Annotated in this window: 10 protein-coding genes; 7 read left to right on the forward strand and 3 right to left on the reverse strand. The window is 35.5% G+C overall.

Translation table 11 applies throughout. The features are described from left to right. Positions 1-29 precede the first annotated feature (29 nt). The 3 genes from E0W69_RS16310 (at position 30) to E0W69_RS16320 (ending at position 5,335) form a co-directional block, all read left to right on the forward strand. Positions 30-1,973 (forward strand): glycoside hydrolase family 97 protein, encoded by a 1,944-nt coding sequence (locus E0W69_RS16310; protein WP_131331100.1) that lies wholly within the window; start codon positions 30-32, stop codon positions 1,971-1,973. 40 nt (positions 1,974-2,013) lie between these two features. Continuing rightward, positions 2,014-3,492: a xylulokinase gene (locus E0W69_RS16315; protein ID WP_131331101.1), complete on the forward strand. Its 1,479-nt coding sequence runs from the start codon at positions 2,014-2,016 to the stop codon at positions 3,490-3,492. Between the two features lie 142 nt (positions 3,493-3,634). Further along, positions 3,635-5,335, forward strand: coding sequence for a sodium/sugar symporter (locus E0W69_RS16320; RefSeq protein WP_131331102.1), 1,701 nt, complete (start codon positions 3,635-3,637; stop codon positions 5,333-5,335). A gap of 428 nt (positions 5,336-5,763) precedes the next feature. Here E0W69_RS16320 and fabF read toward each other — a convergent pair whose 3' ends face one another. The 3 genes from fabF to sppA form a co-directional block, all read right to left on the reverse strand. Further along, positions 5,764-7,014, reverse strand: a complete 1,251-nt coding sequence (gene fabF / locus E0W69_RS16325) for a beta-ketoacyl-ACP synthase II (RefSeq protein WP_131331103.1) — start codon at positions 7,012-7,014, stop codon at positions 5,764-5,766. Positions 7,015-7,064: 50 nt separating this feature from the next. Next, complete coding sequence (locus E0W69_RS16330) at positions 7,065-7,655, reverse strand: TetR/AcrR family transcriptional regulator (protein ID WP_131331104.1); 591 nt, start codon at positions 7,653-7,655, stop codon at positions 7,065-7,067. Positions 7,656-7,786: 131 nt separating this feature from the next. Then, positions 7,787-9,559, reverse strand: coding sequence for a signal peptide peptidase SppA (sppA, locus tag E0W69_RS16335; RefSeq protein WP_131331105.1), 1,773 nt, complete (start codon positions 9,557-9,559; stop codon positions 7,787-7,789). A gap of 111 nt (positions 9,560-9,670) precedes the next feature. Between sppA and folK the strand changes: the two genes are divergently transcribed. From folK to E0W69_RS16355, 4 genes are all read left to right on the forward strand, one after another. Then, entirely contained in the window at positions 9,671-10,159 is a 489-nt protein-coding gene (gene folK / locus E0W69_RS16340; RefSeq protein WP_131331106.1) for a 2-amino-4-hydroxy-6-hydroxymethyldihydropteridine diphosphokinase, read from the forward strand. Positions 10,160-10,177: 18 nt separating this feature from the next. Next, positions 10,178-10,810, forward strand: coding sequence for a deoxynucleoside kinase (locus tag E0W69_RS16345; RefSeq protein WP_131331107.1), 633 nt, complete (start codon positions 10,178-10,180; stop codon positions 10,808-10,810). 25 nt (positions 10,811-10,835) lie between these two features. Further along, complete coding sequence (locus E0W69_RS16350) at positions 10,836-12,122, forward strand: MFS transporter (RefSeq protein WP_131331108.1); 1,287 nt, start codon at positions 10,836-10,838, stop codon at positions 12,120-12,122. Between the two features lie 153 nt (positions 12,123-12,275). Continuing rightward, the gene (locus E0W69_RS16355) at positions 12,276-14,732 is read left to right on the forward strand and encodes a TonB-dependent receptor (protein ID WP_191967889.1); all 2,457 of its coding nucleotides are present in this window, start codon (positions 12,276-12,278) and stop codon (positions 14,730-14,732) included. The last annotated feature ends 36 nt before the right edge of the window (positions 14,733-14,768 follow it).

Below are 14,768 nucleotides of genomic sequence, written 5' to 3' on the forward strand. Positions count from 1 at the left end.
ACATCGGTTACTATTAAAACGATCAAGCAATGCCATTACGATATTTTTTATTGAGTTTTTCTACATTACTATTTACCCAAATTTTTGCGCAAGACTACACTATCCAATCTCCAGATGCGACTATTCAAGCAATTATACAAACAGGAAAACAAATTCATTTTCAAATTATAGTTGATCATAAAAATGTACTAGAAAATGGCACTATTGCGATAGAAGCGCAAGCTTTAAAACAAAAAGATTGGAAAGTAAAATCTGTCAAAAAATCAGTAATCGCGGAAACATTAACAGCTATCGTTCCCCAAAAATCTTTGAAAATACCTGATAGTTGTAATCAATTGTCTATTCAATTTCAAAATGGTTGGCAATTACAATGGCGAGTGTATAACAATGGAATAGCATGGCATTGGCAAGGTAATGGATCAAAAGAAAATATCATTAATACGGAAAATATCGCCTTCGATTTAGATAAAAAAGGAAAAACTTGGTATCCGGAAGAATCTGAATTTTTCTCTCATAACGAAAGAGAATATCAGGTATATAGTTTGGATACTATGGAAAAAGACAAATTAGCTAGTTTACCTATATTATTCGAATCGCAAAGTATAAAATTGTTGCTGACGGAAACTTCACTTTTTCATTATCCTGGATTATGGCTTACTAGCCAAGGGAAAAATAGTTTCCAATCCACATTTCCTCATTTTCCGAAAAAACTAAGAGAAGAAGGGGACAGAAATGAAAAAGTCGATGAGAGAGAAAACTATTTGGCCAGAACAAAAACTTTAGATTCACTTCCTTGGCGTATAGTGATGATCGCCAGAAAAGATAAAGAATTATTGGATAATCAATTAGTTTATCAAAATGCCCTTCCATCTGTAGGAGATTATTCTTGGGTAAAACCCGGTAAAGTTCAATGGGATTGGTGGCACTATAACAATGTTTATAATGTTCCTTTCCGAGCAGGAGTCAACAATGACACTTATAAATATTACATTGATTTTGCCGCTAAAAATCATATTGAATACATCATGCTTGATGAAGGTTGGAGCGATACCCGCGATTTATTAAAACAGACAAAAGATATTGATATTCAAGAATTAGTAAATTATGGTAAAGACAAAAATGTCGGAGTGATGCTTTGGATGACTTGGTTGGCAATTGACAAACAAATGAATGTAGCCATGGACCAATTTCAAAAATGGGGCGTAAAAGGAATTAAGGTCGATTTTATGCAACGCGACGACCAGCCTATGGTGGAGTTTTATGAACGTACAGCTATTGCTGCCGCCAAAAGACAGTTACTCGTTGACTTTCATGGAGCTTACAAACCAACTGGTTGGTTGCGCACCTTCCCGAATGTCATGACTTCAGAAGGCGTCTATGGAAATGAACAAAGCAAATCCTCTCCAACTATAACACCGACACATACAACGACAATCCCATATATAAGAATGGCGGCAGGTCCTATGGACTTTACTCCAGGAAGTATGAATAATATTACAAAGGGTAATTTTGCCGCGGAGCCTGCAGAACCAATGACACCTGGTACAAGAGCCAACCAAATGGCGATGTATGTTATATTCGAAAGTCCGCTACAAATGCTTTGCGACATTCCTACGCATTATATAGAAAATCCCGAGTGTATGCAGTTCCTCTCTGCGGTACCATCAGTTTGGAAAAATACAATTCCGATTGATGGAAAGGTTGATGAATATACAGTGATGGCTCGAGAAGCATTAAATGGAGATTGGTATGTAGGCGCAATGACAGATTGGAATAAAAGAAATATTGACCTATCATTTGATTTTTTGCCCAAAGGGAAAAAATATAAATTAACTTATTGGAAAGATGGACCCAATGCAGATCGCAACGCAAAAGATTATCAAATGGGAACTATAAACGTAGATCAATCTTCTAAAATGACATTACATTTGACTGAAGGTGGCGGTTTTGTTGCAAGATTAATTGAAATATAGGATTTTGGTAAGTTCTTAAATTCTATGTATATTGTTGATTATGTTTATATTGGGAATAGATTTGGGAACTTCCTTTGTGAAACTTTCCATTTATAATATAGAAAATCAACAAACAATTGCGGCCGTCACTTTTCCTGAAACGGAAGTTGCTATTGAAGTGCTACATCCAGATTGGGCAGAACAAGATCCAGAAATTTGGTGGAAAAATATCTGTGATGGTTTGCAAAAATTACAAACTAAAGCAGGAGAAGCTTACAAACAAATAAAAGCAATTGGCATCGCATATCAGATGCATGGCTTGGTCTGTGTAGATGCACAACAAAATGTATTACGCAAAAGTATAATTTGGTGTGATAGTAGGTCTATTGATATTGGTAATCAGGCATTCGCATCCATAGGAAAAGAGAAATGTTTAGAACATTTACTTAATTCGCCAGGAAATTTTACTGCATCCAAATTAAAGTGGGTAAAAGAAAACGAGCCCGATTTATTTGAAAAAATTGACAAAATAATGCTGCCAGGTGATTTTATTGCAATGAAGTTTACTGGAGAAATCACCACGAGCATCGCCGCTTTAAGCGAAGGTATATTTTGGGATTTTAAAACGGCAACCCTATCTAAGGATATTTTAGAATATTATGGTTTTTCTGAAAATTTAATTCCGACAATTCAAGAGGTATTCAGCGAACATGGTAGGATATCTAAAAAAATAGCAGAGACTACAGGCCTAAAAGAAGGAATCCCTATTACCTACAAAGCGGGCGACCAACCTAATAATGCATTATCACTTAATGTATTTAAACCTGGAGAATTTGCTGCGACAGCTGGCACGTCAGGAGTTATATATGGTATATCAGATCAATTGATATATGATTCAAAATCTAGAATTAATAGCTTCGCTCACGTCAATCATACAACGCAAAATCCGAGAATCGGAATTCTATTAAATATTAATGGTGTAGGCATTGCTAATAGTTGGATCAAAAAAATTGCAAGTAAAGATTTGAATTATGAACAAATGAATCATGCCGCAGCAGAAATTCCTATTGGTAGCGAGCAATTAAGCTTTCTGCCTTTTGGAAATGGAGCAGAACGTATGTTAGAAAATAAAATCTTGCAGGCTCATTTAGACAATATTCAATTCAACGTTCATAAACCGGCACATATATATCGATCCGTACAAGAAGGTATAGCTTGTGCATTCAAATATGGAATGAAGGTTATTTTGGAAAATGGCATTACACCTAAAATCATAAAAGCAGCTTATGCTAATATGTTTTTAAGTGAAGTATTTGCGCAGACATTTGTTAATTTATTAGAAATACCTGTTGAATTATACAAAGTTGACGGAAGCGTTGGTTCTGCTATTGGAGCAGCATATGGGGCAAAAATATTTACTTCTCTTGAAGAAGCTTTTCAAAATCAATCTCCTAATAACATCATCGAACCTCAAAAAAAACCAATAGCTTACGAAAATATGTACTATCAATGGGAACATTCTCTATCAAAATACTTGTAAATAGTCCAAAATAGGCACTCAAAATTATTTACGAAATCGAAATAGTTAATAATATTAATTAATACAGTTCATCAATATTTAGAATAACATACATTTGTAAGGTTGGTAAGTTTGCCAACTTTCTAAATTTTTTTGCCTAAGTATGAACAAGTTAGCAACAGCAGACTACATTGTATTTTTGGTCTACTTTATTATAGTGGCCGGTTATGGGATTTGGATTTATAATAGAAAAAAACAAGAACAAGTCAGTTCTGCTGATTATTTTCTTGCAGAAGGTTCATTAACATGGTGGGCAATTGGGTCTTCCTTGATAGCTTCCAATATCTCCGCAGAACAGTTGATAGGAATGAGCGGTTCTGGTTTTAAAGTTGGATTAGCAATTGCCTCTTATGAATGGATGGCAGCTGCCACTTTAATCATTGTTGCGGTATTTTTTATGCCCGTTTATCTTAAAAACAAGATATTCACGATGCCGCAGTTTTTGAGTCAACGCTACAACGATAAAGTTGCGATGATCATGGCAGTATTTTGGTTATTATTATACATCGTCGTGAATCTAATGTCTATTTTATATTTAGGCGCTTTAGCTTTGAGTGGTATCACAGGTATGTCGATCACATTTTGTTTATGTGCACTTTCTTTATTTGCCATTGTCATTTCTTTAGGCGGTATGAAAGTAATCGGCTTTACGGATGTAATTCAAGTATTTTTCCTTGTGTTAGGCGGTATCGTGGCTACTTATATTGCCTTGAATATTATTTCTGATGGTAAAGGAGTGACTGCAGGATTTCACATTTTAACGAAAAATACGCCCACCCATTTCCAAATGATTTTCAAAAAACAAAATCCTAATTACATCGATCTGCCCGGGATGAGCGTACTCGTCGGTGGGTTGTGGATTGCCAATCTAAGCTATTGGGGTTGCAATCAATATATAACGCAACGAGCGTTGGGGGCCAATTTGAAAACAGCTCGTGAAGGTTTACTATTTGCTGGCTTTATGAAAATGTTTATGCCGTTGATCGTAGTTGTGCCAGGTATAGCGATTTACTACATCATGCATACGCATCCAGGTATCGTTAATCCATCTGCAATGCTTACAAAAACGGGAGTGGAAGATCCGAACAAAGCATATCCTGCCCTCTTGGGATTATTACCAATTGGTTTTAAGGGCTTATCTGTAGCGGCGTTGACAGCAGCGATCGTAGCATCGCTTGCCGGCAAAGTCAATAGTATCGCAACAATTTTCACATTAGATATTTACAAAAAAGCATTCAACAAAACCGCATCCGAACAAAATCTGGTAAAAACAGGTAAAATCACTACCGTATTAGCGATGGTATTGGGATTAATTTTGTCCTTATTAATAGGTGATGCATTGATGGGTGAGGGCAAACAAGGATTCCAATACATCCAAGAATATTCAGGCTTTGTATCTCCTGGGATTTTCGCTATGTTCTTGTTGGGATTTTTCTGGAAAAAAACGACTTCCAATGCTGCATTATTTGCAACTATTGGAGGTTTCTTAGTTTCCATATTGTTGAAATTCCTTCCGAATATGGTTGACCTTTCTCCATTATATAGCATTGGTTGGGCAGTTCCAGTTGTACATGATCAAGTAAAAACAGTATTCGAAATTCCATTTATGGATCGTATGACAATCGTATTTACTTTTTGTGTAATCGGTATGGCAATCATCAGTATTAGAGAAAACAAAAAAGGAATTGAAACAGGTAAAGGATTAGAAATAGACAAATCTATGTTCAAAGTTGCACCCGGTTTTTTGGTCGGTGCAGTTTTAATTCTTGGATTGATTGTAGCTTTATATTCAGTATTTTGGTAGGCATTTATAATAGTCTCAAACGCAAGAAGGAACCGATTTTCGGTTCCTTTTATTTTTTATAAATATTTGTTATCATATTTTGATTTTGATCACGATTAAAAAAGCTCCTTACATTTAGATTGCCAAACCTTTGAAAAATTGACCACTGTATTTATCTAGATTTATTCCAATGTAAGTCAATGTTCACTTTTTTGAGGTTTATCTCCTATTGATTCAATATATCTTGATTACATGAAAAATATCTTAATACCACTATTCATTTTCATTTTTCAATCGTATAGAATTTCTGCACAAAAAATTTTGATTAGCGGACATGTGATTTCTCAAGCGAAAATTAGAATTAGGGATGATCGTACTATAACCAATACTTTTGGTGAATTTTCGATATCGGTAGTTTTTCATAGTAACTAAACCTTAGTTAATTCATATTAGTCGATATATTTTTTAAGAATTAATGCTGCGCAATGTCCACCAAATCCAAAGCTATTACTTAATGCATAATTTACTTTTTTTGAAAATGCTTTTTTACCTAAAGATAGATTTAACTCTTTAGGAATATTTGTATCGGTCTCATTCGTATTTATAGTTGGAGGGATTTGGTCTGTATTTACGCTTAAGCATGTCGAAATAGCTTCTATAGCACCAGTACCACCCAATAAATGTCCAGTCATAGATTTAGAAGCACTTACCTGAACTTTATCAAGATTGGTTGCAAATAGTTTTTCAATGGCTTTAATTTCTGATAAATCACCTAGTCCAGTTGATGTTGCGTGTGCATTGATATAGTCAATATCATGAGGAATCAAACCAGCTTCTGCTATACCTTCGGTCATAGCTAAAAAAGCTCCAATACCATCCGGATGCGTTCCTGTTATATGATATGCATCTGAACTCTCTCCTCCTCCAACAATTTCTGCGTACACTTTCGCTCCCCTTTTAATTGCAGATTCTAAACTTTCTACTACTAATGCACCAGCGCCTTCTCCAACTACAAATCCATCTCTATTGGTATCAAACGGCTTCGATGCAGTTTGGTAATTTTCATTATTTGTTGACATCGCTTTCATTGCATTAAACTTACCTATAGAGGCCGCTGTAATAGGCGCCTCAGAACCGCCCGTAATGACAATGTCCGCTTTATTTAGGCGTATATAGTTAAAGGCGTGAATAATGCTTTGTGTCGATGCTGCACAAGCAGTAACTGGGCAATAATTAATACCTCTGAGTCCATATTTTATTGAAATCATTCCAGACAATCCATTAGAAATGATTTTTGGAATAAAAAAAGGATTAAATCTGGGAATAAAATTACCTTTTGTATACTCAATTACTTCGTGTTCGAACGTTTCAAAACCGCCAATACCCGCCGAAAATATCACGCCGATTTTATTGATATCCAATTTTGTAAAATCAAGCGCCGCGTCTTTTATAGCCTCGTCTGCAGCAATAATTCCATATTGGGCAAATCGATCCATTTTTCTTGCTTCCTTTTTGTCAAAGTATTCTAAAGCATCATAATTCTTAATCTCACAGGCAAATTGTGTTTTAAAATTTGTAGTATCAAAACGCGTTATTTTATCTGCACCAGATACTCCATTTAATAAGTTATTCCAATATTCCTTTGTATTTTTTCCAATTGGTGTAATAGCTCCTAATCCTGTTATAACGACTCTTTTCATTTTATTTTTATTATTATATACCGAAAGGTATATATTTAGTTAAATTTTTTTTATTTAATTTTTAATTCCCTAATTTCAGATTGTAAATAATCAATATTTTGTAGAAGAATATCAGGTTTGTCTAGTGTTTTAGCAAGCAAAATACTTCCCTCAATAAGTGCTATAATTTTGTATGAGAACGCCTCTACATCAATATTTTTAAATTCCCCTTTGCTCATACCTTCTTTCAATATTGAAATGATTGTTTCTCGCCAATTTTTAATAGATCGTGTAACTTCTTTTTTTAATAATTCATTTCCATCATCCGCATCTACGGACGTATTCAAAATAGCACAGCCACCATTTTCAAATATGGGTTTAAATTCTGTTTTATAATGACCTAAGAATGCAATCATTTTTTCAACGGCATTATCTAACTGATTTATTTTTCCAATTATTCGTTCCGATTGAAATTTATAATTGAATTTAAATGCTTCTACGGCAACCTCATTTTTATCTTTGAAATTTCCATAAATACTGCCTTTTGTTAAACCCGTAGCATTTGTTAGATCGGATAGGTATGTTCCTGTATATCCTTTTTTATTGAAAATAGAGGCTGTTTTTTCAATAATTAACTGACGCGTTTTTTCTGATCTAACCATTTTACAAATATACCGTACGGTATTTTATTTTGCAACTTTCTTTTTGTTATATATATTAATTATATTTTTCAAAGTTGTTAGAACAAAAAAGGGACCAAGACTGGTCCCTTTTACTTTGTAACGATTTATCTTTATTTCAAATCAGCCGCAAATGGAATTCTCGTTTGAACAGAATTTGACATGGTTTGCAAATTTTTAAATCGCTTGTACACATCAAATTGCCAATCTCCCAAAGCATTTTTAATCATACTTTCTTGCATATCCCCACTTTTATCCTCTCCAAATAATTTATCAAAAAATCCTTTTGTTTGTGGATATTCTTTCAAATAAAAGCTTTTTGACTTTGCTAATTTAGCTGCATATAAAACTGCATCTTTCAATGTACCTGTACTATCTACCAATCCAATAGAAATTGCTCTTTTTCCAGTCCATACACGTCCTTGAGCAATGCTATCGACCTCAGCAATTGTTTTGTGTCGACCTTCCGCCACTCTACTCAAAAATGTATGATAAATAGAGTCCACACTCGCTTGGAACAAATTTCTTTCTGGTTGTGTTAATGGACGCCCCATTGAACCTAAATCTGCATAAGGACCCGTTTTCACACCATCAAAAGTGACGCCTAATTTATTTTTCAAAAATGTACTTGGATTGATAAACATGCTAAATACACCAATCGATCCTGTAATTGTATTTGGTTCTGCAAATATGTACGAACCATTACATGAGATATAATAACCGCCAGATGCCGCATAAGTTCCCATACTTACAACTACTGGTTTTACTTTTTTAGCTAGCGCAATCTCTCTCCAAATAACATCACTAGCCAAAGCACTTCCCCCGGGTGAATTAACACGCAAAACAATCGCTTTTACAGAATTATCCAAACGAGCTGCTCGAATTATATTGCGGAAATTATCTCCACCGATAGATTTGTCTTCCCCTTGTCCGTCTACGATATCCCCTTCTGCGTAGATCAACGCAATCTTATCTTCTCCTGAAAAATCTTTGAAATCTGTCGCTTTTGCATAGGTAGCAAGAGAAACGAAATTTAATTTCGTTATGTCTGATTCATTGACTTTTTTACCTATTTCCGTTCTGATCTCATCGTCATATTTCAAACCGTCTACTAAATGATATTTCAATGCATCATTAGAAGTTTGAATCGCAGCGGTATTTGCTAAATTACGCAAAGTCGTCGTATCAATTTTGCGATCCACAGATACATCACTCAAAATTTTTCCGTAAATATCTCCAATCCACACTGTTGTCTGCAATCTATTGGCATCCGTCATTTGCGTAGCACGAAAAGGCTCGGTGGCACTTTTAAATTTGCCCGCATAAAAAATTTCTGGTTGAATTTCTAATTTATCCAAAAGTCCTTTATAGAACATAAGGTTCGTTGACAAACCCGCCCATTCTACACCACCACTCGGATGTACGTATACCTTATCAGCGGAAGTTGCGACATAATAGGCTCTTTGCGCGATCGCTGTTCCGTATGCATATACAAATTTGTTACTACGTTTGAAATTGGCAATGGCACTTTTTATCTCTTCGCTCGCAGCGTAACTATTTGCATTATTATTTGCTTTAATAATGATTCCTTTAATCGCGGAGTCTCCCTTGGCATATTCAATCAGGCGAACCGCATCATACAAACCAACAGAATAATCATCACTTCCTTTAAGTTTGTTAAATGCGCTGCTCACATCATCATCCGGATTAGATTGCTCTTGCATCGCATTAGAAAGATCAATAACCAAAATACCTTTCCCTCCAACTTTGGGTTTGTCTTTACTAAATGAACTCGCACCGATACCCATAAGGATAAAAAATCCCAATAGTGAAAATATCACCAATGCCAGTAAACAGGCGAAAAAAATCTTAAAAAATACTTTCATAAAATTCCCTTAATTAATATCTCATAATGTGTTAATCCAATAATAATATCGACAATATTTCATTGAGCGCATAAAAATAGCGATATTTGTCCCCTTTTTTGAAAATAGTGTATGAATATAGTTTATTTGTTGATAGGCGGTAATTTGGGGAACAGATTAGACAATCTTCATAAAGCAATTGAGTCCATCGGTGCACATTGTGGCCAGATATTGGCGGTTTCATCCATATATGAAACGGAAGCTTGGGGTTATACAGATCAACCTTCTTTTTATAATCAAGCCATCAAATTAGAAACGAGCATTTTTCCAGAAAGATTAATGAAAAAGCTTTTGGAAATAGAAACGAAATTAGGTCGCGTACGTGAGGTAAAAATGGGACCACGCGTGATCGATATTGATATTTTATTGGTAGAAGATCAATTATTTAACACGGATATATTAAAAGCGCCACATCCTTTTTTGGCACAGCGCAGATTTGCATTGATTCCATTGGCGGAGATTGCGTCAGAAGTGCGTGATCCAGCATCACACAAGCGCATTTCTACTTTATTGGCAGAATGTCCCGACACTTTAGAAGTTAAGAAATTAGAACTCGTTTAGGTAAATAATAAAGAGCGAATGCAATACAAACTGATCACAATAGAGGGCAATATCGGCGCGGGGAAAACGACCTTAGCTAAAATATTGTCTGAGCGTTTGCATGGGCGTCTGATTTTAGAGTCATTTGAAGACAATCCTTTTCTTCCCAAATTTTATAAGGAGCCAGAGAAATATAGTTTTCCATTGGAATTATTTTTCATGGCGGAGCGATTTAAGCAATTGCAACATTCGGTAAATGGACCCGATTTGTTTCACGATACGACCATTTCGGATTATGTTTTTATAAAAAGTTTGTTATTTGCCAAAGTCACATTGGCGGAAGATGAATACAAATTGTATAAAAGACTTTTTCACATCATCAATAAGCAGTTGCCCAATCCAGATATCTTAATCTATTTACACGTACCGATACAAAAATTGCAGAAAAATATTCAAACACGGGATCGCTCTTATGAGCAATCCATTCCAGATGAATATTTGCAAAAAATTCAAAATACATACCTCGAATATCTCAAACAATCGGATCAAAAAGTATTGTTTGTAGAGGCAGAGAATGCCGATTTTTTAACCGATTCCAAGCATGTAGATCTTATTTTGGATGCTTTATCCAAAGACTATTCGCCGGGAAAACATTACCTTCAACTTTCATAATCAATCATCGAAGAACTAAATCTATATGGATAGTAGTATACCTCCCACCGCAAGTGGAAATAGTTTTTTAGAAAAAAATCCAGTATTAAAGAATAAAGAATTTATCGCATTTCTATTTATTCGCATCTTACTTATCTTTTGTCTCAATATGCAATCCACGACGATTTATTATTGGGTATATCAGATTACCAATGACAAATTAAAATTAGGCTTTGTTGGTTTAGCAGAGGTCATTCCAGCCGTAGGATTTTCCTTATTTGCGGGGCATATTGTCGATCTGAAGGAGAAACGTAATATGCTTTTGATGTGTATCATCGGTTACGTCATATTAGGTTGGATATTATTTGGACTTACGCACCCAACAGCATTGCAGGCATTTCCATTGAGTAGCATATTAATCGCCATCTATGCATGCGTATTCTTTGGTGGGATTATTCGCTCTTTTATGGGTCCCTCTTCTTTTGCATTAGTTGGCTTATTAGTTCCAAGATCTCAGTATCCCAATGCGACAAGTTGGAGCAGTATGGTATGGCAATTAGGTTCTGTATTGGGACCATTGACAGCAGGAGCCATGATTGCTTGGAAAGGTGTAGAATGGGGTATGCTCGGCGTCGTAATTGTGGAAGTGCTTTTACTCATTCCAATATTATGTATTCGGAAAAAGCCCATCATAAAATCTAAAAAAGAACCCGTATTACAATCTTTATCCAAAGGTCTAAAATTTGTATTCCATACGCCAGCGCTATTGGGGGCGCAATGTTTGGATATGTTTTCGGTTTTATTTGGCGGAGCTGTTGCCTTGTTGCCCGTTTATCAAAAGGAAATTTTGCATGTAAACGAAACAGGATTTGGGATATTAAGAGCAGCACCCGGCATCGGTGCTTTAATCTCCTTAGGCATTTTGGCATTTTTCCCTTTGAAAAAAAATCCAGGCAAAAAATTATTTATAGCAGTATTTGGATTTGGATTATCGATTATCATTTTTGGTATTTCGCGTAATTTCCTTTTATCCTTTTCCATGTTGGTTTTTTCTGGGATATTTGATGCCATTAGTGTGGTAATTCGTGGTACCATCTTACAATTGGTTACGCCGGATGATATGCGTGGACGTGTTTCTGCGGTAAATACCATGTTTATCAGTTCTTCCAATGAATTAGGTGATTTTGAAAGCGGTGTAATGGCACATTGGTTGGGAACCGTAACAGCAGTTGTCGTCGGAGGATGTTTGACTTTATCAGTGGTTATTTCTACATTTTTCATGGCAAAGCCTTTGAGAGATTTTAGTTTTGATGATGATAAGCAAAAAAAATAAAGCATGAAATAATCTTCCACTATTTTATTCGTTATATATGCAATGCTGCGTAACGTAATTAATACAAGGTCAATTTTTCCAAATCAATATGCTCATTGTAAAAAATTGACCTTTATTTATCGACAGGTCGTCTTCGTATTTGCCCTTATTTGTTTGTCTACTCATTTATCTGCGCAAAATAATATTGCGACAGTTGAAGGTCGTATAATAGATAAAAGTGGTAATCCCATACCGCATGCCACCATTAGCCGCTCTGGCAATCATGGTAGCACAGAAGCAAATGACTCTGGTTATTTCAAATTGGAAATTCCATCTGGCATCATGATTACCTTGAGTTATGATGCTTTGAATTACAGAAAAGAAAGACATAATTATTTACTCAATCGTGGCCAAACGCGCGCAGTGGTCATTTCTCTAAATTCTCAAGTAAAGCGATTGCGTGACGTAAAAGTTACGGATAAAAAAAATGGACGTGACGCAGCGATTATCACCTTAGATCCCAACAAAGCAAAGTTCAATCCGAGTCCTATTGGCGGAGTGGAAGGCTTGATTAAAACCATTGTCGGAAGCAATAATGAAATGACCTCGCAATACAATGTGCGTGGCGGTAATTATGACGAAAATCTTATTTATGTAAATGGATTTGAAATATATAAACCATTTCTTGTGCAAAATGCGCAATCTGAAGGGCTAAGTTTCATCAATGCGGATATGGTCGAAAATATCAAATTTAGCAACGGTGGTTTTCAGGCGAAATATGGGGACAAAATGAGTTCGGTTTTGGATGTAACGTATAAAAAACCTACCGAAAATGGAGGCTCGGCGTATGTCGGTTTACTCGAACAAGGATTGCATCTGGAAGGAATTAGTAAAAATAAAAAGTTTACCTATTTAATTGGCGGAAGAAATCGTACCAACCAGAATCTAGTCAAAAGCCAAGCGACGCAAGGAAGTTATTTACCTAGTTCTTCGGATATACAAGGTTATTTTACGTACGACGCTGGCAAAAATTGGCAAATTGATTTATTGGGAAATTATTCCAAAACGAAATTTACTTTTTATCCGCAAAGTTTGCAATTGGCGACAGCGGTCATTTCACCGTTATATACGTCGGAAATCAACGCCAATTTTGCATTTGAAGGAAGTGAAAAAGATAAATATTCCACTAATTTCGTTGGATTGACCGCTTCCAAAAAAGTCAACAATCATCTTAATTTGAAATGGTCTTTATCACATTACGGAGATCGAGAAACGCAAAATTCGGATATTACGAGTGTGTATAGTTTGAGTTCTTCGGACAATGCGTATAATCAAGATGCGGCTGACGTAATTGGAAGCGGTACGAATATTAATTATTCCAGAAATAATTTGAAAATAGATGTATGGACGGCTCAACACAATGGTTCGTACAAAAAAGGAAATCATTATTGGCAATGGGGTGCATTGATTGAAAGACAAAAAGTAAATAGTTATTTGAATCAATGGACCTATTTGGATTCTGCTGGCTATTCTTTACCCAATAATACCAGTGGCAATTTTCAGTTAAATGATGCCATGTATGGTGATCAATCTTTTGTATTGACGCGCACTTCGGGTTTTATTCAAGATAATATTCAATGGGGCGACTCTTCGTCTTTTTTGATACAACCTGGAGTACGTTACAATTACAATGATCTCAATAAACAATTTCTTATTTCCCCAAGAGTAACATTTTCCTACCAACCCAAAAATTGGAAAAGAGATGTCAATTTTCATGGATCAGTTGGGATGTACAACCAGCCGCCATTTTATCGGGAAATGTTGCGATATGACGGCAGCCTCAATAAAAATCTAAAAGCGCAAAAAAGTATTCAAGGAACCTTGGGCATGGATTATCAATTTCACATGATGAGCCGCCCAGCCAAATGGACAACGGAAGCATATTACAAAAGTATGACCGACGTTGATATATATGATATTGATAATGTGCGTATTCGTTATTATGGAAATAACAATGCGAAGGCTTACGCTTATGGTTTGGAAACGCGCCTATTTGGAGAATTGGTCAAAGATGCAGAAAGTTGGATCTCTATCGGTTATATGCGTACGATGGAAAAAATCAACGGACTAACCAACACAACCTATCAAAATGCAGAAGGTCAAACGATCAATTCACAAACCCAAGACAAACAAATTACGGATAGCACAGTCTCTAATGCAGGTTGGTTTCGCCGTCCTACAGATAGAAGAATTACTTTAGGAATGTTTTTCCAAGACTATTTAACAACTAACAAAAATGCGAAAGTTTATTTGAATACGATTTACGGTTCTAATCTTCCGTATAACGTTCCTGGCAGTACGAAATATAGAAATTCATTGGAAATTGATCCATATTTCAGAGTGGACATTGGATTTAGCACCTTATTAGTCGATGGGAGCAAACCACATAAAAGCCATTCTCCATTTAGAACTTTTAAGCATATTTGGGGTACGGTCGAAGTGTTCAATTTGATCGATCGTTCCAATACAATTAGTTATACTTTGATAAAAGATTATTCAAATAATTTATATCCATTACCCAATCGCCTAACGCCAAGACTTTTGAATTTTAAGATTATTGCGGAGTGGTAGGAAATTTTATTAATTCACAAACTTTAACCAAGCTAT

Source organism: Rhizosphaericola mali (genome assembly GCF_004337365.2).
In the GTDB taxonomy this organism is placed as follows: Bacteria; Bacteroidota; Bacteroidia; order Chitinophagales; family Chitinophagaceae; genus Rhizosphaericola; species Rhizosphaericola mali.